Genomic DNA, 22835 nt, shown 5'->3' on the forward strand with positions numbered 1-22835 from the left:
CTAGTTTTTAGAAGTTACCAAAACATCGACATTTCTATTGTTTATTTTTTCAGAAAGAATAATTCCGTCTTTCATTAAAATCGTTTTTTGAGAGAATGAAGCATCGTAATCTGAGTGCGTCACCATTAAAATCGTGGCGCCGCCAGCATGAAGATCAGTCAATAATTCCATTACTTCATTTCCGTTTTTACTGTCCAGATTCCCCGTTGGTTCATCGGCAAGAATAATTTTCGGATCGTTAATTAAAGCTCTTGCAACCGCCACACGTTGTTGCTGACCGCCGGAAAGTTGTTGCGGATAATGTTTTAGTCGATGCGAAATACCTAATATATTGGCGATATTCTGTACTTTTTTCTTTCTTTCAGAAGCCGGGACGTCATTGTAAATAAGAGGCAATTCGATATTATCAAAAACAGACAATTCATCAATTAAATTAAAATTCTGAAAAATAAATCCAATGTTTTCTTTTCTGGCTTTAGACTTTAATGTTTCTTTTAAGCCAATCATTTCCTGACCTAACAATTGATAACTTCCTCCCGAAGCGCTGTCCAACAATCCGATAATATTTAATAAAGTTGATTTTCCGCTTCCGGATGGTCCCATAATTGAGACAAAATCGCCTTCGTTTATGGTTAATGAAATTTCGCTTAATGCATTTGTTTCTACTTCTTCGGTTCTGAAAATTTTTGAAAGTTTGTTAATCTTGATCATAATTGTTGTTTTAGATTGATGATTTTAATGATTTTTTTACCCGCCGGGTTTAATTTGTTTTAAACACATAGAAACATAGATTTTGCATGCTCAAAAAAGGCATTTCACTTGTTTAAATTCACATAGCCATAACTATGGGTTAGAAACAAGTTTCTTTTAATCTTCTTTTAGTCAAAGAAAAACCTATGTTTCTATGTGTTTGATACTTTTTTATTAATTACACCCAATGTATTTTTTATTGCCGAAGTAATAGAAACAGGCCCGAAATTAAGATAATTAACAATATAGTTGTTAGCTATCAAATTTTGTTACTTTTACCAGCAATAATGGTTCACATATTTGATGATTTGTTAGTCTAAATGTGATTTTCGTGCCAAAAAATTAAAGATTGTAACTACCTTATTTTTACGTTTTTATTTTTTATAAAAAACCAGAAGTGTCCATTAGTGGACAGCTTTCGTCCAAAACCGAACAAAAATGAAAAAGACAAATGCCTCAATATTAATCATCGACGATCAGGAGGACATCCTTTTTGCGTCGAAAGTGTTTCTGAAAAAGTATTTTGAAAACATTTATACACTTAATAATCCCAAAAATGTTATCGAATTATTGTCTAACAAAGCCATCGATGTCGTTTTGTTAGACATGAATTACAGAATAGGTTTTGAAGATGGAAGGGAAGGTTTGTATTTATTAAAAGAAATAAAAACGCTTTCGCCAAAAACTATTGTGATTTTAATGACCGCTTTTGGAAAAGTTGAAACGGCTGTCGAAGGTTTAAAATCGGGTGCTTTTGATTATATACTGAAACCCTGGGAAAACAAAAAACTACTCGAATCTGTAAAACAAGCCGTTGATAAATCCAGAAAAGAACAGAAAAAAGATAAGAATGTTGAAATACAGAATGACTTCTTTATAGGAACTTCTGATAATATAAAAAAAGCGTATTCTCTGGGAGATAAAGTAGCAAAAACCGATGCTAATGTTTTAATTCTGGGAGAAAACGGAACCGGAAAATTTGTTCTCGCGCATCATATTTATTCTCAATCGGAAAGGAAAAATAATCCATTTATTGCGGTTGATTTAGGATCTCTAAATTCTAATATTTTCGAAAGCGAATTATTCGGTTACGCAAAAGGCGCTTTTACAGATGCAAAAGTTGATACTCCCGGACGCTTTGAAATGGCGCAAAACGGAACTATTTTTCTGGATGAAATAGGAAATGTTCCGCTGCATTTGCAATCTAAACTATTGCAGGTTATTCAAACCAAAACAGTAACAAGACTGGGAGAAACTAAACCCAGATCTTTGAATGTACGCATTATTACGGCAACTAATTTGAATTTAAAACTGGAAGTTGCCGATAAAAACTTCAGGGAAGATTTATATTATCGTATTAATACGATGGAAATTATTCTGCCGCCGTTGCGAGAAAGAAACGCGGATAAAATTCCGTTGGCCGAATATCTTCTGGAAAAAATGATCGAAAAATACGACAGAGATGAAATTACATTCGATAAAAAAGTATTGGAACAAATTGAAAAACACGCCTGGAATGGAAACATCCGCGAAATGGAAAATAAAATTGAACGCGCCGTTATTCTTTGTGAAAACAACAAAATCACAGTTTCTGATTTAGATCTCGAAACCGTAACTCTTTACGATGAAAATCCGGATGATATTCAGCTTTCTTCTATAGAAAAAACGACAATCGAAAAAGCATTGTTGAAACACAATAGTAATATCAGCAAAACCGCCGATGAATTAGGATTGTCACGTGGTTCTTTGTATCGACGTTTAGAGAAATATAATATCAAAACAGATGAGTTGTAATTTAAAAATAAATCACATAAGTATAAAAACAAACACGAATAGACACTAATTTTAGTTTGTGAAATTTGTGTTTAAAATTGATTTATAATATTTGTGTCCAGATGGTAGCATAGTTATGAGAAAAATTACAGTTCAGGATTTTTAATTTTAAAAATATGTTTAAAACATTTCAAACCTATAAACTTTTGTTTATACGATTAATTCTAATTATTGCAGCGATAGAAATTTCGATTTACTTTTTTAAAATCGATTTGATTTTTACGGGCGTATTTGGTCTTTTTATTGTTTTTTTACTCATTCGCGAAATGTATTTTTATGTTCGGAATTTTGTTTTGCTTTACGATAAAACCATCTCTTCGATCTTGCAAAATGATTTTACATCTGATTTTACCAAGCATAAATTCAATAGAAGTTATGATGATTTATTTCATTTATACGACACATTAAAAAACAAGCAAAACGAACAGGTTTCAAAAGATATAATTTACCGTTCGATTCTAAATAATATCGAAACGGGAATCATCATTTTGCAAAAACAAGACTCAGATTGGAATGTTTTTTTAATGAATGAATATTTCTCCAAACAGTTTAATGTTCCAAAAGTTTCAAAGTGGAAATACCTCAAAAATCAATTGCCTTCGTTATGTGAAATTATTGAAGAAGATAATTTTCAGGAAATAAAAACATCTATAGAAATCAGTATTAACGAACAGAATAAACAAACGTTTGTTTTACAAGCTTCGAGAACAGAAATTTTCGAGAAAGATTATTTTATTGTTTTGCTAGATTCGATTCAGAATGTGGTCGAGAAAAAAGAGAAAGATGCCTGGGTAAATTTGATGAAAGTGATTTCGCATGAACTTTTAAATTCGATAACGCCAATTCGTTCTATTTGCCAGAATCTGCAGGATTTAGTCGAACAGGATTCTTTGTCTGCAGAAGATTTGGAAGATATTAAAAACAGCGTTGAAACGATGTTAAGAAGAAGTGACCATTTGCAAAAATTTGTAGAAGGGTATCGAAAACTCGCCATGCTGCCTTCGCCTAAAAAAGAAGAAATAGAATTACAAGACTTGATAGATAATTGTTTACAAATCATGAATCCGTTATTTAAGGAAAATCAGATTGAAGTTTTAAGTAACATAGCGTTTAAACGTTGGATAAATGTCGATTCACAGCAAGTAGAACAAGTTTTGATCAATTTGCTGACCAATTGTATTTACGCTGTAAAAAATGCCGAATTAAAACAGATTATCATTTCGGCGGAAGCCAAAGAAAACAGAATTTTTATTAAAATTTCAGATAGTGGAACCGGAATCGAAAAGGAAATCGAAAACAAAATTTTCCTTCCGTTTTTTACCACCAGAAATGAAGGAGCCGGAATTGGTTTGACTTTATCAAAAAATATTATCGAAGCACACGGCGGTTATATTTCGTTTAAAACGGAAGAGGGGAGAACTGTTTTTGAGATTTGTTTGGTTGAATAAGTATTTTAATTTGAATTAATTGTAATATTTTTTTTATTATATTAGCTTGATTAAAAGCTATTTATGATAAACAAATAACCAATGGATAAAAAACCACTATCAGATTTAACAGACCAGGAATTATTACAAGAGGCAAAAAAAAGAAAATCAGCTTCAATTACTAACGCTTTTCTAATTGGTTTTTTGATTGGAGTTGTATTTTATAGTGTTGTAAAAAATACATGGGGATTTCTTACGCTGATTCCTTTGTTTCTTGCTTATAAATTGATTAACAATTCAAAATACGAGAAAGAAGAATTAGAAAATCTTTTGAAGGAGCGAGGTTTGAAATAAATAATAGATCTTGTTGTCCTCACGAGTTAATTTCAGAAGTACTTAGAAAACGATAATATTCTTTAATTTTAGTTTTTAATCTTTCAGCCAAATATTGGTTTCCGTCTTTTAATTCATCGAGTATGATTTCAGCTTCTTCTATGTATTTTAACTTTTTTTCGTCTTCCCAATAATATGGAGGTTGATACAAATTTGAAATTCGATCGGCCATTTTAACCGCCCAAATTTCTACAGGTTGCTCTTTAATTCTTTTTAAACTGTCAAGCATTTTTTCAATTTGCCCCTCGATTTTATCATTTTTTGTAAGAGCAAGAACTCCACTGGCAACTTCATGACCAAAAAGTTCATTTATTTTTTCATAGGTCGCTGCAGTGTCTTCAATTGTATCGTGTAGAATTGCGCATTTGATAGCTAAACCAGAATTCATATTTTCTGTTGATTGAATAGCATTTAGAATTTCAAAGACAACACTTCCAATATGATTTATATATTCAACTTGTTCTCCATCCTTGAGGCCACCATATTTTTGTCCATTATGTAATTTCGAAGCTAGCTGCCAAATTTCCTGGATTTCATCTATTGACCAATATTTTTGTTTTTCCATATGTATAATAAATTAAGGCTTTTATGTTTATGGTAAAATACAAAAATATTTGGAATTATTATTAAGTAATGGAGTAGTTTTCGAAATATGTATTCTTTAATAAGTTGTTTTTCCGGTTGATTCTATACAATAGGAACTCCTATCCAATGAAATATAAAAATTAGTGCGATAGTTATTCCAATACTGCACAAAGTTAGAAGACGCCAATAAGTAGATCTTCCATACCCAAATCGCCAAATTCTTTCGCCAGTTTCTTCCCGGTTTGATTTTAAAGTTAATTTCGCAAGTATAAATGTTGAAATGATAAAGATCAAAATTGTAATTAACCAAAATTTAATCATGATTTTATGTTTTTGAAATGTTGTTTAAATTTACTCAATTTTTGTCAAAATCGCTGGTTATGAGTGTTTTTTATTTTATAAGATTATCAACCGCATAGCAATCTGTATTGATGCGGAACTAAAAAAAATATAAGCAAAAAACCTTAATTTTCTTAAGGACTTTTCTGGTGGTTCTTACGGAACTATTTATGAAATCATTTCATGCAGGATTTGAAGAAACTTTCTAATAGAAATGTTAATTTTTTTTATATAGTATTTAAAAAATTAATAAAACGTTGTACAAATAGTCTTATATTCGCTTTTAAATAAAAATTCAGTTTATGAATAAAATAAGTCCTAATTAGCCTTTATTGAGGCTATTTATAATGATAAAACCAAACTAAAAAAATGACTTTCATTAAAACAATTTCTACATTTTTAATTACACTTTTATTAGCAACCACAGCTTTTGGACAAGGATCTAAACATAAAACCAAAATTTTATTAATCGGGACAATTCACTTCGAAACGCCTCATTTAGATGCACATGAATTAAAAACAGACGATTTTTTAGCTCCCAAAAGACAACAAGAACTGGAAGAATTGACTGGAATTTTAAAACAAACAAATGCTGATAAAGTGATGATAGAAAAGCCACTTAAGGAGCAAAAGCAAATTGATAGTTTGTATAAGGCGTATTTACAAAATAAGTATAAGTTAACCGTTTCTGAGCGAGAGCAAATTGGTTTTAGATTAGCTAAAAAATTAAATTTAAAAGAGATAAATTGTGTAGATATTTTTTATGGAATGAAACATGACAGTTTACTTTCTGTAACTGCTAAAGAAAAAAATCAGTTGTATTTATTAAAAGAATTAGGTACTAATGCAAATAACTTAAAACTTGAATTCGATAATATAGTAAAACGAAATTCAATAACCGAAGTACTAAAATATATAAACAAAAAAGAACTTTTGCAGAAAAATTTATCATTGTACTTAAAATATATTGCAAAAGTTGGAGCAGGAGAAAATTATATTGGTGCAGAAGCAGTGTCTGATTGGTACTTGAGGAATTTAGCAATTTATTCTAATGTAATAACTCAAATAAATGCAAATGACAAATACGTTATACTAATATTTGGACAAGGCCATATTCCGATTTTAAAACACCTGTTACAAAATAATGACGACTTTGAAGTTATTGAAGTAAATAGCGTACTAAAATAAACTGCCACGAATAGATAGATTTAAAATTACAAAACCAAAATATGCAAGAAGAAATAACCAAACATTCAGAAAAAATTTATAAAACTGTGAAAAATTCAGAACACACATTGGGAGAGAAAGTAAAAGAAATCATTATAGAAATATGCATAATCGTTTTTGCAGTAACACTTTCAATAGGGTTGCACAGCTGGAGTGAACACAGGCATCAACAAGAAGAGGTATCTGTGTTTCTAGTTAATTTAAAGAATGATTTAAAGATTGACATACAAAACATCGACAATGAAAAGGAAGCCTACCAAAAGTCAAACATAGCCTATGAAAAAATTTTAGCATTAACGCCTCTTCAACTTGACAGTATTTACAAGTCTAAAAATAAGGTTAATTTTCCAATTCATTCACATGGTCATACAATGAATATTGGTAATTATGAAGGTTTTAAATCAAGTGGTAAAATTGGCTACATTGAAGACGAAAAATTAAAACAGAAAATGTTAACTTATTACCAAATATTTGTACCGGCACAAGACGAAGTTGATAAAATGTACAATGATTTTCTGTTTAAGTGTTTTGATAAAATGATAGAAAATGCAGATAAACCAGAAGAAAAATTATATTCTGACCCAAAATTTAAAAAGACAATCGAATTTCTTGTCAAACTAGGTAAGAATAACATAAGGGTTTATAATGAAAACACAAAACCACTAGCAGTTGAACTTATTAAAGATATTGAAAAAGAGTTGAATAAATAAAAACGGCACACACCGTCCGTGGTTTTGCCTGCTGGCGCGAGCGTACCCCCTCATGAACATAAAGAGAATTTACAAGAACAAAAAACTCCTTAAGAAATTAAGGAGTTTTTTGTTCTTGTAAATAAAACTTACTGAAATAAAGAAGACTTAAAAATAACTTTCGAAATTTTAATTAAACGACTTCCTGAATTCCAAGGGCGAAATATCAGTTTTAGCCTTAAATAATTTACTGAAAGACTGAGAATGTTCAAATCCCAATTCATAAGCAATTTCACTTACAGAAAGTTCTGTTGTGGAAAGTTTTTCCTTGGCTTTTTCAATCAGTTTTTCGTGGATGTGTTGCTGAGTGGTTTTTCCGGTCAAAGTTTTCAAAAGGCCTCGCATATAATGCCGCGACATATTGAATTCATCAGCGAGATATTGAACGCTCGGCAATCCTTTTGTTTTGAAATCATCTCTTTCGTAATAATCATTAAGCAGGATTTCTAATTTTTCTAAAAATTGATGATGCGCTTTGTGTCGTGTAATAAACTGTCGCTGATAAAATCTTTCAGAATAATTCAAAAGCGTTTCCAGCTGAGAAATAATAATGTTCTGACTGAATTTGTCAATGTTGGTTTGATATTCCTGCTTGATATTATCAGTGATTTGCTGGATTTTTATTTCCTCATCTTCAGATAAAAATAATGCTTCATTAACAGAATAATCAAAGAATTCATATTTCTTGATTGTGCTTGCCATTGGCGTATTCCAAAGAAAATCCGGGTGAATCATCATCATCCATCCAGACGGATTTTTGCCGTGCTCTTCCCGGACGATGCTCAGAATCTGATTTGGAGCCATACAAAACATCACGCCTTCATCAAAATCGTAATCCTGCTGCCCGTATCTATATTTATGATTCATATCTCTTTTGACAGAAATCATATAAAAATCAAATATCAAACTCTGCTTTCCACTTTCCAAAGCCACCGCCATATCTTCAAAATTTATCACACTGATGAGCGGATGTTTCGGCTTTGGCAAACCACGCAAAGTATGGAATTGAGAGATTGTTTTTATTCTTATCGGCGAATCAGACATCGTTTTATTATTTAATCAAATTTAGTGAATATAAAGGTACAGACTATTCTACCTCAGAGAAATAAACATTTTGCAAATCTTCCATCAAAGTTGGGTGTTGAGGATTCCAGCCTAATGCCGCCTTAGTTTCTTCGCTTGAAGTAGGATTATTAAGCTTTGCAAAATGTGCAAACCAGCCGAAATGTTCTGCTGCTTCATCGTTTGTTAGCGAAACAACCTGAATCTGCAATTTTTCAGCAATAAAAGCTGCAATGTCTTTAAACGGAATTCCCTGTTCTGCAACTGCGTGATATCTTGTTCCGCTTACGAAAGGTTTTTCCAAAGCTAATCGGTACAATTTTGCTGCATCTAATCTGTGAACAGCAGGCCATAAATTACTGCCACCATTAATAATCGCAGCTTTTCTTTTTTCTTTTGCAATATTAATCGAGGTTGGAACAAAACCAATTACATCTCCCTTGCCGTGAACAGATGGAGAGAGTCTTACAACGGCAACTTTCACGCCTTTTGCGGCTACGGCATCAGCTGCATTTTCTGTTGCAATTCTGGGATGTGGATTGTTTGCAGAAAGATCTTTTTCAGTTGTGATTCCGTCTTTTGAAAAAAGTGCCGTTCCTGAAGTTATGAGAAAAGGTTTGTCTGTTCCCAATAAAGCTTCGCCTATTGTTTCAATCACTTTTCCATCAAGTGTACACATTTCCTCAAATCTTGTAAAATCGTGAACAAATCCTAAGTGAACCACTGCATCTGAAGCGATAGCTCCTGATTTCAAACTTTCAAAATCGTTTAAATCTCCGCGCTGTACTTCTGCGCCGGCGGCAATCAATTTGTTTGCCGATTCTTCCGAACGAGCCAATCCCAAAACCTGGTGTCCATTGGCTAATAATTCCTGTACTACGGCAGTTCCTATAAAACCTGTAGCGCCTGTAACAAATACTTTCATTTTGATATAATTTAATGAAGCAAAGTTCAGATTTCGTTTATGTACTCTTGTAGCCGAAAAGTATTTTCTTGTAGCCGAAAAATTTAATTAAATGAGGAAAAAAGGATGTCTTATATATCAAAAAAAATGGATAATCTTTCGCCTGCTGGTGTGAGTGTTTCGCTCGTGAACGCAAAATCTACGAGAAACAAGACATAACAAAAACTCCTTAATGTCTTAAGGAGTTTTTGTTTTTTGAAAAGTTTATTTCCCTTTTATTATTTTTTCGAGATATTCAACTTTATCTTTTCTTCGTAAAACAAAAAAGAGACCCGGAAGTCTCTTTTTTGAATTAATATATCGTTTAATTGTAGTTATTTATTCAATAATTTTTCAAGCCTTGCCATCATTTCATCTTTCTCTTTCAGCATACGCTCGTATAAAGCAATCTTTTCTTCGTGAAGTTTTAAAACCTCTTTTACAGGGCTAAATGTTGGATGAATGTTAATTGCAGAAGCTCCATCTTTAAAATCTGAAAAAGTATTAGAAATAATATTTACTGCTTGCTCTTCATCAAAATTCTGAAAAGCTTCCACAGGAATTTTTAATGCGTGCGAGATTTGATTAAGAATATTATCTTCAATTACATCTTTTTGTTCCAGCATAGAAATTTTCTTCTGATTCCAATCATTTCCCAGATCAAAAGCCAATGCTTCTTGTTTGATGCCTAACATTTCTCTGAAGCGTTTTACGTTTCTTCCCTGATGTATTTTCTGTTCCATAATGAATATCAATTTTTCTACAGGCTCAAAGATAAAACCATTTGGATTAAAAATCCTGAATTTCACAGATAAATCTTAGACAAAGATATGTACACAATCTTGTCATTTCGAGGAACGAGAAATCTTCACAAGTAACTCCGCAACGAAAATCGCCAATCTTTGTAGAGATTCTTTTGTGATTTCTCCCTTTGGTCGAAATGACAAATACTTTGTGGAAGAAAAATAAAGACATAAAAAAAACTCCTTAATTTCTTAAGGAGTTTCTTGGTGGGCGATGAGGGGTTCGAACCCCCGACCCCCTCGGTGTAAACGAGGTGCTCTGAACCAGCTGAGCTAATCGCCCTATTTTACTAGGTTGCTATCGTTTGTGATTGCGAGTGCAAATATACGCTAGTTTTTGAGTTCTGCAAAGAAAATAGAATAAAAAAGAAAACTTTTTTTTAAATTAATTATATCTTGCTGTTTATGAATTTGTTATTAAAATGATTTTTTTAAACTTTTTGCTGCAAATTTCCTTTTCCTCAGTTCAAAGGCAATTCAGCAACAACAAAAGTGCTTCCTCCAACATAGATAAAATCATTTTGGGAGGCATTTTTCTTTGCTTCCGCGAAAGCGAGCTCAACCGATTCGTATTTTTCTCCAAACAAATTATACTTTTTGGCTGCATCCTGGAGAATTTCAGTACTTAATCCTCGCGACGAATTTGGTCTGCAGAAATAATATTGCGCTTTCTGAGGAAAAAGCGGTAAGATAGAATCAAGGTCCTTATCGTTTACAACTCCCAAAACAATATGCAGGTTTTTAAAAGTTTCTTTCTGAATCTGATTCATTACAACCGCCAAACCATGTTTATTGTGCGCCGTATCGCAGATTATTTTTGGGTTTTCTCCAAGCTGTTGCCATCTTCCTTGTAAACCGGTATTTTTTATGGTATTTAATAAACCGCTTTTTAGATTATCAATCGAAACTTTAAAATCGGTTTGTGAGTTTAAAACAACAACAACCTGCTGAACCGTTTTTTTATTGTGAAACTGATAATCCCCCAATAAATCAGAAGGAAAAACGCCCGAAATCAAATCGGCAGCAAAATAAATTGGTGCATCGTTTTCTTTTGCTTTGGCTAAAAATACAGCTTCTGTTTCCTCTGTATATTCTCCAATTACAACGGGAACATTCGGTTTAATAATTCCGGCTTTTTCTCCTGCAATTGCTGTCGTTGTGTTTCCTAAAAATTGCATGTGATCCAAATCAATATTGGTAATTACTGAAACCAAAGGCGTTATGATATTCGTAGCATCCAATCTTCCGCCCAAACCTACTTCGATAATGGCAATATCTGTTTTTTCGGCAGCAAAATAATCAAAAGCTAAACCAACCGACATTTCGAAGAAACTCATATCATTTGCTTCAAAAAAGTCTTTATGTTTGGCTACGAATTCAATCACAAAATCTTCAGAAATATCGTTTCCGTTGATTTTTATTCTTTCTCTAAAATCTTTTAAATGTGGCGAAGTATACAATCCAACCTTATATCCCGCTTCCTGCAAAACCGAAGCCAGCATGTGCGACGTAGAACCTTTACCATTTGTTCCGGCAACATGAATACACTTTAATTGATTTTGTGGATTATCAAGATGCGCCGCAAGCAACTTAATGTTGGTTAAATCTTCTTTATAAGCCGAAGCACCCAGAAGTTGATACATGGGCAATTGGTTAAACATCCAATTTGTTGTTTCCTGATAGTTCATTATATTTGGATAAAATAGTTGTCGATTGAAATAATTTACGGTTTTTTTAGTTTAATATTACAGTGAAATTATCTTTAATGCAAAATTGAAATATTTTTTAGAATTAATTATTAAAAACAAGAATTAAAATATGTTTAGCTTCATTCAATTACAAGCAGATACTATCGCAAACGCTGCATCTAACGTAGTTATCGAAAAAATTGCACCAAATACCGAAATCTCTGTTTTAGGATTTATCTTAAAAGGAGGTTTTTTCTTAATACCAATTGCCATTTTACTTTTTTACACGATTTATGTCATTTTTGAACGTTATATGTATATCAGCAAAGCATCGAAAATTGATGCAAGATTAATGCAGGATGTTGCCGATAAATTAAATGCAGGAAACATAGAATTAGCGAGAACAATTGTAGAAAGAAGCAATACAGCTGCAGGAAATATTTTAAAAGAAGGCGTTTTAGTAATTGGAAGACCAATTGCCGAAATCGAATCCAACATGGACCGTGCTGCCGATATCGAAATTGGCGAAATGGAAAGACATTTAGGTCACCTGGGACTTATTGCCGGTATTGCACCAACATTAGGTTTTATTGGAACAATTTCTGGGGTTATCAAGATTTTCTACAGTATTTCTGTAACCGAAAATATTAGTATCGGAAACATTTCCGGAGGTTTATACGAAAAAATGATCAGTTCAGGTTCCGGATTAATTGTGGGTATTATTGCGTATAGCGCGTACCACTTATTGAACGGAAAAATTGATGATTTTGCCTTGAAAATTCAGAAACAAATATTAGAATTTGTCAATATAATTCAAAGAGCATAAACTATGTCTATTAAAAGAAAAAGAAGATTTCATGCCGAAGTGGCGACTTCCTCACTTAGTGATATTATGTTTTTCTTGCTGTTGTTTTTCTTAATTATATCAACGCTTGCAAATCCTAATGTTATTAAAATGACATTGCCAAAAGCGAAATCAAATGAAAAAACCAATAAACAATTAATCAGTTTATCAGTTACAGAAGATAAAAAGTTCTACATCGACAAACAGCCAGTTGAATTTGAAGAACTGGAAACGAGTTTGATGGCAAAAATAGGAGCAGACAAACAACAAACCGTTGTAGTAAGAATCCCGTTTAATTTGCAGGTTCAGGATTTAGTCGATGTATTGCAAATTGGAGTAAAGAACAATTTGAAATTTGTAATTGCTACGAGTCCGAAATAGATTTATCATTAGGGCGTGACCACAATAAAAAAATGGGCCAATCAGCATTGCGTTGATTCGCCCATTTTTTTATTGCGGTCGGGCTATCCGCGCTACTTCGGTAGCCAGCTTCCCTCACGCGGAAAAAAGAGAGCATAGAGTATAGAAGAAAGAGTAAAGATTAAAGATTAAAGAAAAAGTAGCCATAAAGTATGTCATTTCGACCGAAGGGAGAAATCACATAAAGTGAAGACACACAGTACGTCGCTCTCTGGATGTGATTTCTCCTCCGTCGAAATGACATACTGGTGAAATAAAAACACACAAAAAAGGCTTTCTGAAATTTTCAGAAAGCCTTTTTATTACCCATATAATTCGTGAAAATCCGTGAAATTCGTGTTTTAATTCAAGCTAAAATTATAAATAATCTTACCGATCTGTTTTGCAGGAGCATTACTATCAGCATCCCATTTGGTATTCATAGCAGCAATTTTTGCCTGATCTAGCAAACAGCTTGCTGTATTGGTTGTTCCTTTTATTCCTGGTCTTGCGCTTATTGTTTTTCCGTTTTGGTCGACTGTAACTTCAACAACAACTTTTCCTTCTTCGTTACACGTATATTTTGGTGCAGGTTTCGATAACGCTTTTCGGTTTCCTAACGAATATCCAGATCCGCCACCAGAACCACCGCCGCTTCCGGCTCCGTAACCGCTTCCGGTACCAATGCCGTTTCCGGTACCGTTTCCTCCGCCAGTTCCACCACCAGAACCTCCAGTGCCGTAATAGCCGTTAGAGCCTAAACTTCCGTTTGCTTTTCCTTTATTTCCTGCTGCTTTATCGTCTCCGTCTCCGCCTTTGTTTGATCCTTTTAAAATACTTGATAAAGCATCGTTTGTAGAATTAGAAACTTTTGGTTTTTGAGGTACAGGTTTTGTTTCCGGTTTTTCAACAGGAACAGGTTTTTTAGGTTTTTTCTTTACGGGAATAACGACATCATTATCGTCATCTGCTGTGTTTTCCTGAGTAATAATGGCTTCTTCAGGAGTTGCTTTTGCAGGCGTTGCTTTCGCTTCATTTTTAACGTCAAGAACTTCACTTTTATAATTGGCTCCTGATCCTACATCGCTGTCTCCAAAGTTTATAGTCACGCCGCCACCGCCACCGCCTTCTGCAAGCGCTGCGTTGTTCTCCGGATTGTATGGAGGCCAAAAACGTATAAAAAACAGCAATAGTATTATTACCGCATATATCGCCGTGGTGAGTAATAATGATTTCTTTTTATCTGAAGAATCTGTGGAACTCATTTTGATTCTGAATTTTTGTAATGTATTTAATAAAAACGTTTAAAAGTACTAAAAATTGTTTACAATCAAAGGCTGAGCCGGATTTTATGGGCTGAGGTTTTTTTGCACGCAGATTTGGCAGATTTGAGCAGATTTTAAATTATTGTTGATTGAAAAATAAATATAGATCTGTGTAAATCTGCTTAAATCCATTTAAATCTGCGTGAAATCTTTGAGCTAAATTTTACCGCAGAGTTTGCAAAGTTTTTTCGCAAAGTTCATGAAGTTTAGTTTAAGTTGATTCTCAAGGGAAGTTCGCAAAGCTTTAACGTTTTTCTTAGCGTTCCTTGCGTAAACCTTCGTGCTTTGCCGTTAAATAAAAAAAGCGAGCTAAAAACAAATTTAGCCCGCTTAGAAATAAAGTATAAAAAAATTATACTAATTGTTTCAATGCAATCTCAAAAGCCGTTGCACTAATATTTGTTTTTGACGGATTTAAAGCATGAGCCTTAACAATCGCATTTTTAATAATTTCTGAAGTATCGTTGAAGATCGCCTCATCTGTCATTTGCACTTTTTTCTCCATGAAATAAGCAAAAACGCGTGCCATTCCGCAGTTTGAAATAAAATCAGGAATCAAGCTTACTTTACGGTCCACTTCTTCCATGATCGATCCGAAGAAAATTTCCTTATCTGCAAAAGGAACATTGGCTCCACATGAAATCACTTCTAATCCGTTTGCAATTAAGCTGTCAATTTGAGTTTGTTGTACCAATCTTGAAGCAGCACAAGGCGTGAAAATTTCAGCACCAATGGTCCATATTTTAGAGTTGATTTCCTCAAACGGAATCATATTATCGGCAACTAATTTGTTTCCGTCTTTGTTTAAGAATAAAGTTCTGATTTCTTCAAAAGAAAAACCTTCTTCTTTAATTAATCCTCCGTCGCGATCAATAATTCCGATAACTTTTGCGCCCATTTCGGCTAAATAGAAAGCAGCTGCAGAACCTACGTTTCCAAAGCCCTGTACAATTGCTTTTTTACCTTTAATTTCTCCGCCGTAAGTTGCGTAGAAATGACGAACAGCTTCGGCAACACCGTAACCTGTAATCATATCGGCAACAGTATATTTTCTGGTTACATCCGGTGAAAATTTAGGATTTTCGATTACCTTAATTACACCCTGACGTAATTGACCAATTCTATTGATTTTATCAGCTTCTGTTGGTTTAAAATGTCCGTTAAAAACACCTTCCTGCGGGTGCCACACACCACATTCTTCTGTCATTGGGATCACCTCGTGAATTTCATCCACGTTCAAATCTCCACCAGTTCCGTAGTAACTTTTTAATAAAGGCGAAACTGCTTTGTACCAACGTTGTAAAACTCCTTTTTTACGAGGATCGTTTGGGTCAAAATTAATTCCGGATTTAGCACCGCCAATTGCAGGACCTGAAACCGAGAATTTTACTTCCATGGTTTTGGCCAGTGATAAAACTTCGTTCATATCCAAACCTTTTCTCATTCTTGTTCCACCACCCGCGGCTCCTCCACGAAGTGAATTAATTACTGTCCAACCTTCGGCTTCTGTTTCAGAATCTTTCCAGTTAAAAACAATTTCAGGTTCCTTATTTTCAAATTGCTGTAATAAATCTTTCATTTTGTTAAGATATGTTTATTTTGCGTAAAAGTATAAAATAGAATAATGCGAATAATGTATTGTAGAGCAATTTTATTCAACAAAATAAAAAAGCCGAAAACGTAATAGTTTTCGGCTTTGATATTTATATAATTCAGGGGAATTAAATTATTGCCCCAATAAATGTTTTTTTAATGTATCGTCAACCGGTTTGTCAGATAACCAGATTCCGAATAATGCTTTTTTGAAATCAAACCCGGGAATTTTTCCTTTTACAACATCATTTTTAATTACGTTGATCGTTTGATCAAAAGGATTGTATGCCAAAACAAAAACATCTTTTTCTGTAATTACATCACTTAATAATTTTTTAAAATCTTCAATTCTCGGTTTTAATTCCTCAAAATTGCTTCCGGCAGATTTTTCAAAACCTGCATTCATCGCTTTCGTCAGTTTGTTTGAAGAAACCATTGATGAGGTAATTTCAATTCGAATCGCCATTTCAGTATCGCTGTCAATAATGAATTTCGGATCCTGGCTTAATTGAGATAAATACAAAGCCTGAACATAAACTTCTAACCACATTTTAGATCTTCCGCCTGCGCCATTAAGCTGTAAAGTTTTGTTTTGAAATTCAATTTTTCTAGGTACAGTAACGCCGTTTACCTCAAGGTGAGTTTGTGCAGAAACTGTTGAAAACTGAAGGCTTAAAATGAATGCAAATAATAGTAAAATCTTTTTCATACTCTATCGATAGTTTATTTTTTTTAGGCAAAATTAATGTTAATTTTCCGATTTTTTAACATATTGAAATTATTTTTTTTGATCTAGTTTATTCATAATCAAATTAGTAAGACTTGTTTTACGTACATATACGTGGTTTTATGGCTTTTGGTTTTTTTGCATCCTGAATTATTTAAACCTTTATAATTACTAATTTTTTATCGATAACTTAATTCTTAAATTTTGAAGAAAATGTTGCAAATTTCACGTTATAGAGACTAAAATTCAATATAATCACGAAAACGTTATCGTGATTCTTGCTAATATCTTAAAATTATATGCACGCATTGTTAATTCGACTTTAAAAATTATCTTTGGAAGCCTTTATTCAGGTGAAGAAAAAGCAATTCAAAAACACAAAAAAACCACTAGCCGAACTACTATTTTTAATTTTGGTTTAGCAAAAACAAAAAATAAACGACACTATGGATTTCAATCTTACCGAAGAACATTTAATGATTCAACAAGCTGCGAGAGATTTTGCCCAAAACGAATTGTTGGCGGGAGTTATCGAACGCGATGAAAAACAAATTTTTCCAACAGAACAAGTAAAAAAAATGGGACAACTGGGATTCATGGGAATGATGGTTGATCCTAAATACGGCGGAAGCGGTTTAGACACAATTTCGTATGTAATTGCAATGGAAGAAATTTCAAAAGTTGATGCTTCGGCTTCTGTAGTAATGTCTGTTAATAACTCATTAGTTTGCTGGGGTTTACAAGAATTTGGAACAGAAGAACAAAAACAAAAATATTTACCGGGATTAGCTTCAGGTGAAATACACGGAGCTTTCTGTTTAAGCGAGCCGGAAGCGGGGAGTGATGCCACTTCGCAAAAAACAACTGCTATTGATATGGGCGACCATTATTTGGTAAACGGAACAAAAAACTGGATTACGAACGGAAATACAGCATCTGTTTATTTAGTAATTGCCCAAACACATGCTGAGAAAAAACACAAAGGAATCAATGCGTTGATTATGACCAAAGATATGCCTGGTTTTTCGGTTGGTCCAAAAGAACAAAAAATGGGAATTCGTGGTTCTGATACACACTCTTTAATGTTTAATGATGTAAAAGTTCCAAAAGAAAACAGAATTGGCGAAGATGGTTTTGGATTTAAATTTGCAATGAAAACACTTGCAGGCGGACGTATCGGAATTGCTTCTCAGGCTTTAGGGATTGCATCTGGAGCTTATGAACTGGCATTAAAATATTCGAAAGAAAGAAAAGCTTTTGGAACAGAAATCTGCAACCATCAGGCAATTGCTTTTAAATTGGCAGACATGGCAGTAAATATCGAAGCGGCGCGTCATTTATGTATGAAAGCAGCTTGGGACAAAGACCAGCACAAAAACTATGATGTAAGTGGTGCGATGGCAAAATTATTTGCTTCGCAGGTTGCAATGGATACAGCTGTAGAGGCTGTTCAGATTCACGGTGGAAATGGCTATGTAAAAGAATATCACGTTGAACGTTTTATGCGTGACGCAAAAATCACTCAGATTTACGAAGGAACTTCTGAAATTCAGAAAATTGTAATTTCAAGATCAGTGATTGCGGGATAAATTTCCTTCAAAATATATTATAAACCCTTTCAGGCTTTGGCTTCGAAAGGGTTTTTTTGTTTGCTTTTTAATTTTGCTACATTTACAAAAAGTATTTTTATGTACGAAGATTTAAAATATTGGTATTTGCGTGATCATAAATTGTTTAGAACGTTGAGTTTTTCACAAATTAAACAATTGTGCATTATTACAGGTTTTAAAAAAGCATCAAAAGGCGAGATTATTTATTTTTCCTCTTCGGATGTTCCGCGTATATTTTTATTGAAAAAAGGAAACATCAAAATTGTGGCTATTGACGAAGATGGCAATGAAACCATAAAAGATATTATCCAAAAGGGAGATTTGTTTGGCGAATTAACTCTGGAAACCGATGATAAAGTCGAAGAATATGCCAAAGTACTTTCTGACGATGTTGCTATTTGCAGTTTTTTGATGTCAGACTTTGAAGATTTATTACTTCGAAATCCATCATTGGCACTTTCATATACCAAATTTGTTGGTTTAAAAATGAAGCGTATCAAAAATAGCTATGCTAATTTAATTTCTAAAGATGCCAAAACCAGAATGTACCAATTTCTAAAAGACTGGGCCGAGAAAGAAGGCGTTCGAAAAGGAAATATGGTGGCCATCGAAAATTATCTAACCCAAACAGATATCGCGCAAATTATTTGTACTTCAAGACAAACGGCGACTCAGTTATTAAATGAAATGGAAAATAATCAGCTTTTACATTATAGCAGAAGCGAGATTGTGATTCAGGATATTACCAAATTATAATTATTTTAAGCTAAGTGTAAATTAGCCGACATTTTGTTTTTTCATAGTAAAGTAGTTTTACATCATCAATAAATGATAAATGTAAAACTATGAAAAAACTACTCTTTATGCTTTTGGCAACAATAAGTTTCTTTGCTAATGCTCAAACCGCAGTGCCTAAAACTGCGAATGATATTGCTCCGCTGTTAATAGGAGAAAAAATTCCGGATATTACTTTAAAGACAGCTGAAAATGCAGCTGTTCAGCTTTCTGATTTATTTAAAAACAAAAAGACCATTTTGGTTTTTTACCGCGGCGGCTGGTGTCCGTATTGCAATATGCATCTTTCTGCTTTGGCTGAAGCCGAAAAACAAATTCTTGATTTAGGATATCAAATTATTGCAATAAGTCCTGATACTCCCGAAAACTTAAAAATTACAGCAGAAAAAGATAAAGTAAAATACACTTTGCTTTCTGACTCAAAAGGAGATTTGATAAAAGCGGCAGGAATTGCTTTTGAAGCTCCTGAAAACTATAAATCAACAATTAACGTATATTCTAATGGAATGAATACGAGTTTTTTACCTGTTCCTTCTGTTTTTGTGGTAAATGCTGATAGTGACATTTTATTCGAATATATTTCACCAGATTTTAAACATCGGATTTCATCTGAATTATTGATTTCTGTATTAAAAAATTTAAAATAAACTAAGATGAAAAAGCTAACATTATTCGTATTACTATTTGTTTCAATTGCTTCATTTGCTCAAAACGATTCGAAACGCATTGCCCAATATAATTTAGAAAACAAAGTTGCTATTCTGGGTTACGATCCCGTTGCCTATTTTAATGTGGGAAAAGCTGTAAAAGGCAAAAAAGAAATAGCAGCCAACTATCAGGGAGTGATTTATAAATTTTCATCTAACGAAAACAAAGATGCTTTTGTAAAAAATCCTTCCAAATATGAACCTCAATATGGCGGTTGGTGCGCTTACGCAATGGGAAGCGCCGGAGAAAAAGTCGAAATAAACCCCGAGACTTTTAAAATTATTGACGGAAAACTCTATTTGTATTACAACGCTTATTTAAATAATACATTGAAAAGCTGGAATAAAGATGAGAGTAATTTAAAATCGAAAGCAGATAATAACTGGAAGAAATTTTATAAATGAAAGAAATCATGAAAAGGAAAAAATTAGTTTGGTTTTTAAGAATTGTCGCCGCAGCTATTTTATTGCAGACACTATTTTTTAAATTCAGCGGAGCCGAAGAAAGTGTCTACATTTTCTCCAAATTAGGAATGGAACCTTACGGAAGAATTGGTTCGGGAATTGCCGAATTAATTGCCGCCATTTTAATCTTAATACCAAAAACAACCTGGATGGGCGCTTTATTAGCCTGCGGAATTATGAGTGGTGCTATTCTCTCGCATTTATTTGTTTTAGGAATAGCGGTTGAAAACGACGGAGGATTACTTTTTGTATTGGCATTGATCGTGTTATTGAGTTGCATAGAATTAATTAATCTGAGTAGAAATAATTTTTTTAACCTTTTAAAAGCGAAATAATTATGTTGATAAAATCGATACATCGCAGTTTAGATGAGCTAATTAATTTATTAGGTCAGCTATCAGATCATGATTATTCAAAACCATGTGAAGCATTAAGTAATTCAAGTATTGGAGAACACACCAGACATATTCTTGAAATGTTTCAATGTCTTGATAAAAGCTATGATTCAGGAGTTTTAAATTATGATCAAAGAGAAAGAAATATACAAATTCAAACAGAAACAGATTACGCAAAACAATGCATTTTTGAAATAAAAAGAAGTTTGAAAAGCGAAAATAAAATACTTTATCTGGAGCAGTTTATTGATGGACTTACGATGCGAATTCAGACCAATTATTATAGGGAATTATTATACAATCTGGAACATTGCATTCATCATCAGGCTTTGATAAAAGTGGCTGTTCTACAATATAAAAATGTTATGGTACACGAGAATTTTGGAGTTGCACGCTCTACAATAGAATATAGAAAACAATGTGTACAGTAAGTTTTGTAAATAATAATGGAGTTGTAATGATTACTTCGAACCGTGATGAACAAGTTGTTCGGCCAGGTGCAATCGCACCAAAAAATTACAATCAAAATGGAAAAAATGTTATATATCCCAAAGATCCAAAAGCAGGAGGAACCTGGTTTGCTGTTGATGCGGATAAGACGGTTTTAGTGCTTTTAAATGGAGGTTTGGAAAAACATAAAGCGGCTTTCTCCTATAGGAAAAGCCGCGGATTAATTGCCCTGGATATGATGTACAGCCATTCTCCCAAAGATTTTTGGACTCAGATTAACCTTGAAAATATCGAACCATTTACATTGGTTTTGTATCAGGAAGAAAAATTATATGAACTTATCTGGGACGGTTTCGTAAAAAGAATGAGGAAGTTAGACCAAAATAAAAATCATATTTGGTCGTCGGTTACTTTATATCCAGGCGAAATCAGGAAAAAACGCTCTGATTGGTTCACGCAGTTTTTAAAAGATAAAAGTGAAATTTCACCACAGGATATGTTCCGTTTTCATCGAAATACACAAGATGATGATGCCGAAAATGGTTTAGTAATAAACAGACAGAATGTTTTAAAAACATTGAGTATTACACAAGTTACAATAGAACAAAACAAAGGTATTATGAGACATTATGATTTGATTAGTGCAGAGGATTTTTCAACAACATTTATTAGTATTTAATAAAGTAATCATGAAGCTATTTTTTCATAAAATCACCAATTGGGAATATTGGCCATTTCAGGTTTTGTACATTCCTATTTATTTTCTTTGGGCTTATTATGCCATCAAAGCAAGATCTATTTTTTTCTTTAATGCCTCAAATCCGAAAATTAAAAATGGAGGATTTATGATGGAAAGCAAAAAACAGATTTACGATTTATTGCCCAAAAAATATTATCCTAAAACTATATTGATTAAGGAAAATACAGATTTGAAAAAGATAATAGAAACCGTTGTCGAAAAAGGAATCTATTTTCCATTGATTGCAAAACCGGATATTGGTTTGCGAGGTTCTGGTGTAAAAAAAATAAAAACAGTTTCTGAATTAAAAAACTACGCAGAAAAAGCAAATTTCGATTTTTTATTACAGGATTTGATTCCGTTTAAAAATGAAGTTGGCGTTTTTTACGTACGCCATCCACATCAAAAGAAAGGAAAAATTACCGGAATCGTTTCTAAAGAATTTTTAATTGTAAAAGGTGATGGCGTTTCATCAATTGAAGATTTAATTCATAAAACACCTCGGTTTAAATTTCAGTTTGAAACTTTAAAAGAACAATACGGAGATCAATTGAAACGAGTTTTAAAAAAGGATGAAAGTATAAACCTGGTTCCGTTTGGCAATCATGCACGCGGTGCTAAATTCTTGGATGGAAGCGATTTGATTACACCAAAATTAACCGCAATGATAGATAATATTGCAACTCAAATTCCAGAGTTTTACTTCGGGCGTTTTGATATTATGTACAACACTTTTGAAGAATTAGAAAGAGGAGAAAACTTTTTAATTGTAGAACTTAACGGCGCCGCGAGCGAACCAACACATATTTATGATCCCAAACATTCCGTTTGGTTTGCCTGGAAAGAACTCGCCAGACATATTACCTATATGTATGAAATAAGCGTTGTGAATCATAAAATGGGCGTTCCGTATTTAGATTATAAAGTAGGAATGCGGGAATATAAACTGCATCTTGCCCAGAATAATAAGATTGTAAATTTTTAAAA

The 22835-nt window shown here is 33.1% G+C and carries 24 protein-coding genes and 1 tRNA gene; 15 read left to right on the forward strand and 10 right to left on the reverse strand.

Going from position 1 to position 22835, the window contains the following annotated elements:
- On the reverse strand, positions 1-711 hold the full coding sequence (locus BUE22_RS13990) for an ABC transporter ATP-binding protein (RefSeq protein ID WP_084540261.1): 711 nt from the start codon (positions 709-711) through the stop codon (positions 1-3).
- 477 nt (positions 712-1188) lie between these two features.
- On the opposite strand from BUE22_RS13990, the gene BUE22_RS13995 reads away from it, so the two are divergent.
- The 3 genes from BUE22_RS13995 to BUE22_RS14005 all read left to right on the forward strand — a co-directional run bounded on the left by BUE22_RS13995 (position 1189) and on the right by BUE22_RS14005 (position 4364).
- Complete coding sequence (locus BUE22_RS13995; protein ID WP_073395607.1) at positions 1189-2544, forward strand: sigma-54-dependent transcriptional regulator; 1356 nt, start codon at positions 1189-1191, stop codon at positions 2542-2544.
- A gap of 155 nt (positions 2545-2699) precedes the next feature.
- Positions 2700-4031, forward strand: coding sequence for a sensor histidine kinase (locus tag BUE22_RS14000; protein WP_073395610.1), 1332 nt, complete (start codon positions 2700-2702; stop codon positions 4029-4031).
- A gap of 81 nt (positions 4032-4112) precedes the next feature.
- Positions 4113-4364 (forward strand): FUSC family protein, encoded by a 252-nt coding sequence (locus tag BUE22_RS14005; RefSeq protein WP_073395613.1) that lies wholly within the window; start codon positions 4113-4115, stop codon positions 4362-4364.
- A 19-nt stretch (positions 4365-4383) separates the two neighbouring features.
- Here the strand turns inward: BUE22_RS14005 and BUE22_RS14010 are convergent, their stop codons facing one another.
- Positions 4384-4968: an HD domain-containing protein gene (locus BUE22_RS14010; protein WP_073395616.1), complete on the reverse strand. Its 585-nt coding sequence runs from the start codon at positions 4966-4968 to the stop codon at positions 4384-4386.
- A gap of 728 nt (positions 4969-5696) precedes the next feature.
- On the opposite strand from BUE22_RS14010, the gene BUE22_RS14020 reads away from it, so the two are divergent.
- The gene (locus BUE22_RS14020) at positions 5697-6515 is read left to right on the forward strand and encodes a DUF5694 domain-containing protein (RefSeq protein ID WP_073395621.1); all 819 of its coding nucleotides are present in this window, start codon (positions 5697-5699) and stop codon (positions 6513-6515) included.
- 41 nt (positions 6516-6556) lie between these two features.
- The gene (locus BUE22_RS14025) at positions 6557-7264 is read left to right on the forward strand and encodes a DUF6090 family protein (protein WP_073395624.1); all 708 of its coding nucleotides are present in this window, start codon (positions 6557-6559) and stop codon (positions 7262-7264) included.
- A 168-nt stretch (positions 7265-7432) separates the two neighbouring features.
- Here BUE22_RS14025 and BUE22_RS14030 read toward each other — a convergent pair whose 3' ends face one another.
- The 5 genes from BUE22_RS14030 to BUE22_RS14050 form a co-directional block, all read right to left on the reverse strand.
- Entirely contained in the window at positions 7433-8347 is a 915-nt protein-coding gene (locus tag BUE22_RS14030; RefSeq protein ID WP_073395626.1) for a helix-turn-helix domain-containing protein, read from the reverse strand.
- 43 nt (positions 8348-8390) lie between these two features.
- Positions 8391-9290: an SDR family oxidoreductase gene (locus BUE22_RS14035; protein WP_073395628.1), complete on the reverse strand. Its 900-nt coding sequence runs from the start codon at positions 9288-9290 to the stop codon at positions 8391-8393.
- A 353-nt stretch (positions 9291-9643) separates the two neighbouring features.
- Complete coding sequence (locus tag BUE22_RS14040; protein ID WP_073395631.1) at positions 9644-10051, reverse strand: helix-turn-helix domain-containing protein; 408 nt, start codon at positions 10049-10051, stop codon at positions 9644-9646.
- 265 nt (positions 10052-10316) lie between these two features.
- A tRNA-Val gene (locus BUE22_RS14045) sits at positions 10317-10394 on the reverse strand.
- 178 nt (positions 10395-10572) lie between these two features.
- Positions 10573-11799 carry a bifunctional folylpolyglutamate synthase/dihydrofolate synthase gene (locus BUE22_RS14050; RefSeq protein WP_073395634.1) on the reverse strand — a complete coding sequence of 409 codons (1227 nt, stop codon included), beginning with the start codon at positions 11797-11799 and terminating at the stop codon, positions 10573-10575.
- Positions 11800-11929: 130 nt separating this feature from the next.
- On the opposite strand from BUE22_RS14050, the gene BUE22_RS14055 reads away from it, so the two are divergent.
- Positions 11930-12625 carry a MotA/TolQ/ExbB proton channel family protein gene (locus tag BUE22_RS14055; protein ID WP_042565805.1) on the forward strand — a complete coding sequence of 232 codons (696 nt, stop codon included), beginning with the start codon at positions 11930-11932 and terminating at the stop codon, positions 12623-12625.
- Between the two features lie 3 nt (positions 12626-12628).
- Entirely contained in the window at positions 12629-13024 is a 396-nt protein-coding gene (locus BUE22_RS14060; protein ID WP_073395636.1) for an ExbD/TolR family protein, read from the forward strand.
- Between the two features lie 380 nt (positions 13025-13404).
- On the opposite strand, the gene BUE22_RS14065 is transcribed toward BUE22_RS14060, so the two are convergent.
- From BUE22_RS14065 to BUE22_RS14075, 3 genes are all read right to left on the reverse strand, one after another.
- A complete protein-coding gene (locus BUE22_RS14065) occupies positions 13405-14307 on the reverse strand; it encodes an energy transducer TonB (RefSeq protein WP_073395640.1) in 903 nt (300 codons plus the stop codon).
- Positions 14308-14719: 412 nt separating this feature from the next.
- Complete coding sequence (locus BUE22_RS14070; RefSeq protein WP_073395644.1) at positions 14720-15946, reverse strand: Glu/Leu/Phe/Val dehydrogenase dimerization domain-containing protein; 1227 nt, start codon at positions 15944-15946, stop codon at positions 14720-14722.
- Between the two features lie 147 nt (positions 15947-16093).
- On the reverse strand, positions 16094-16669 hold the full coding sequence (locus tag BUE22_RS14075) for a chalcone isomerase family protein (RefSeq protein WP_042565809.1): 576 nt from the start codon (positions 16667-16669) through the stop codon (positions 16094-16096).
- A 464-nt stretch (positions 16670-17133) separates the two neighbouring features.
- Here BUE22_RS14075 and BUE22_RS14080 point away from each other — a divergent pair, with 464 nt between their 5' ends.
- The 8 genes from BUE22_RS14080 (at position 17134) to BUE22_RS14115 (ending at position 22833) form a co-directional block, all read left to right on the forward strand.
- Positions 17134-18276, forward strand: a complete 1143-nt coding sequence (locus BUE22_RS14080; protein WP_042565810.1) for an acyl-CoA dehydrogenase family protein — start codon at positions 17134-17136, stop codon at positions 18274-18276.
- 99 nt (positions 18277-18375) lie between these two features.
- Positions 18376-19053, forward strand: coding sequence for a Crp/Fnr family transcriptional regulator (locus BUE22_RS14085; RefSeq protein ID WP_073395647.1), 678 nt, complete (start codon positions 18376-18378; stop codon positions 19051-19053).
- An 89-nt stretch (positions 19054-19142) separates the two neighbouring features.
- Positions 19143-19739, forward strand: coding sequence for a peroxiredoxin-like family protein (locus BUE22_RS14090; protein ID WP_073395650.1), 597 nt, complete (start codon positions 19143-19145; stop codon positions 19737-19739).
- 6 nt (positions 19740-19745) lie between these two features.
- Positions 19746-20204: a YHS domain-containing (seleno)protein gene (locus tag BUE22_RS14095; protein ID WP_073395653.1), complete on the forward strand. Its 459-nt coding sequence runs from the start codon at positions 19746-19748 to the stop codon at positions 20202-20204.
- 8 nt (positions 20205-20212) lie between these two features.
- Positions 20213-20599 carry a DoxX family protein gene (locus tag BUE22_RS14100; protein ID WP_073396691.1) on the forward strand — a complete coding sequence of 129 codons (387 nt, stop codon included), beginning with the start codon at positions 20213-20215 and terminating at the stop codon, positions 20597-20599.
- Between the two features lie 2 nt (positions 20600-20601).
- Complete coding sequence (locus tag BUE22_RS14105; protein WP_042565815.1) at positions 20602-21090, forward strand: DinB family protein; 489 nt, start codon at positions 20602-20604, stop codon at positions 21088-21090.
- Entirely contained in the window at positions 21078-21788 is a 711-nt protein-coding gene (locus BUE22_RS14110) for an NRDE family protein (RefSeq protein ID WP_073395656.1), read from the forward strand. The genes BUE22_RS14105 and BUE22_RS14110 overlap by 13 nt, the downstream gene beginning before the upstream one ends.
- 10 nt (positions 21789-21798) lie before the next feature.
- Complete coding sequence (locus tag BUE22_RS14115; RefSeq protein ID WP_073395658.1) at positions 21799-22833, forward strand: ATP-grasp domain-containing protein; 1035 nt, start codon at positions 21799-21801, stop codon at positions 22831-22833.
- Positions 22834-22835: the final 2 nt, after the last annotated feature.

The sequence above is a fragment of the Flavobacterium pectinovorum genome (assembly GCF_900142715.1).
Taxonomy (GTDB): domain Bacteria; phylum Bacteroidota; class Bacteroidia; order Flavobacteriales; family Flavobacteriaceae; genus Flavobacterium; species Flavobacterium pectinovorum.

Bases quoted from the DNA above. Each gene is read 5' to 3' on its own strand.
- BUE22_RS13990 (WP_084540261.1), bottom strand. From the start codon at position 711: ATGATCAAGATTAACAAACTTTCAAAAATTTTCAGAACCGAAGAAGTA.
- BUE22_RS13995 (WP_073395607.1), top strand. From the start codon at position 1,189: ATGAAAAAGACAAATGCCTCAATATTAATCATCGACGATCAGGAGGAC.
- BUE22_RS14000 (WP_073395610.1), top strand. From the start codon at position 2,700: ATGTTTAAAACATTTCAAACCTATAAACTTTTGTTTATACGATTAATT.
- BUE22_RS14005 (WP_073395613.1), top strand. From the start codon at position 4,113: ATGGATAAAAAACCACTATCAGATTTAACAGACCAGGAATTATTACAA.
- BUE22_RS14010 (WP_073395616.1), bottom strand. From the start codon at position 4,968: ATGGAAAAACAAAAATATTGGTCAATAGATGAAATCCAGGAAATTTGG.
- BUE22_RS14020 (WP_073395621.1), top strand. From the start codon at position 5,697: ATGACTTTCATTAAAACAATTTCTACATTTTTAATTACACTTTTATTA.
- BUE22_RS14025 (WP_073395624.1), top strand. From the start codon at position 6,557: ATGCAAGAAGAAATAACCAAACATTCAGAAAAAATTTATAAAACTGTG.
- BUE22_RS14030 (WP_073395626.1), bottom strand. From the start codon at position 8,347: ATGTCTGATTCGCCGATAAGAATAAAAACAATCTCTCAATTCCATACT.
- BUE22_RS14035 (WP_073395628.1), bottom strand. From the start codon at position 9,290: ATGAAAGTATTTGTTACAGGCGCTACAGGTTTTATAGGAACTGCCGTA.
- BUE22_RS14040 (WP_073395631.1), bottom strand. From the start codon at position 10,051: ATGGAACAGAAAATACATCAGGGAAGAAACGTAAAACGCTTCAGAGAA.
- BUE22_RS14050 (WP_073395634.1), bottom strand. From the start codon at position 11,799: ATGAACTATCAGGAAACAACAAATTGGATGTTTAACCAATTGCCCATG.
- BUE22_RS14055 (WP_042565805.1), top strand. From the start codon at position 11,930: ATGTTTAGCTTCATTCAATTACAAGCAGATACTATCGCAAACGCTGCA.
- BUE22_RS14060 (WP_073395636.1), top strand. From the start codon at position 12,629: ATGTCTATTAAAAGAAAAAGAAGATTTCATGCCGAAGTGGCGACTTCC.
- BUE22_RS14065 (WP_073395640.1), bottom strand. From the start codon at position 14,307: ATGAGTTCCACAGATTCTTCAGATAAAAAGAAATCATTATTACTCACC.
- BUE22_RS14070 (WP_073395644.1), bottom strand. From the start codon at position 15,946: ATGAAAGATTTATTACAGCAATTTGAAAATAAGGAACCTGAAATTGTT.
- BUE22_RS14075 (WP_042565809.1), bottom strand. From the start codon at position 16,669: ATGAAAAAGATTTTACTATTATTTGCATTCATTTTAAGCCTTCAGTTT.
- BUE22_RS14080 (WP_042565810.1), top strand. From the start codon at position 17,134: ATGGATTTCAATCTTACCGAAGAACATTTAATGATTCAACAAGCTGCG.
- BUE22_RS14085 (WP_073395647.1), top strand. From the start codon at position 18,376: ATGTACGAAGATTTAAAATATTGGTATTTGCGTGATCATAAATTGTTT.
- BUE22_RS14090 (WP_073395650.1), top strand. From the start codon at position 19,143: ATGAAAAAACTACTCTTTATGCTTTTGGCAACAATAAGTTTCTTTGCT.
- BUE22_RS14095 (WP_073395653.1), top strand. From the start codon at position 19,746: ATGAAAAAGCTAACATTATTCGTATTACTATTTGTTTCAATTGCTTCA.
- BUE22_RS14100 (WP_073396691.1), top strand. From the start codon at position 20,213: ATGAAAAGGAAAAAATTAGTTTGGTTTTTAAGAATTGTCGCCGCAGCT.
- BUE22_RS14105 (WP_042565815.1), top strand. From the start codon at position 20,602: ATGTTGATAAAATCGATACATCGCAGTTTAGATGAGCTAATTAATTTA.
- BUE22_RS14110 (WP_073395656.1), top strand. From the start codon at position 21,078: ATGTGTACAGTAAGTTTTGTAAATAATAATGGAGTTGTAATGATTACT.
- BUE22_RS14115 (WP_073395658.1), top strand. From the start codon at position 21,799: ATGAAGCTATTTTTTCATAAAATCACCAATTGGGAATATTGGCCATTT.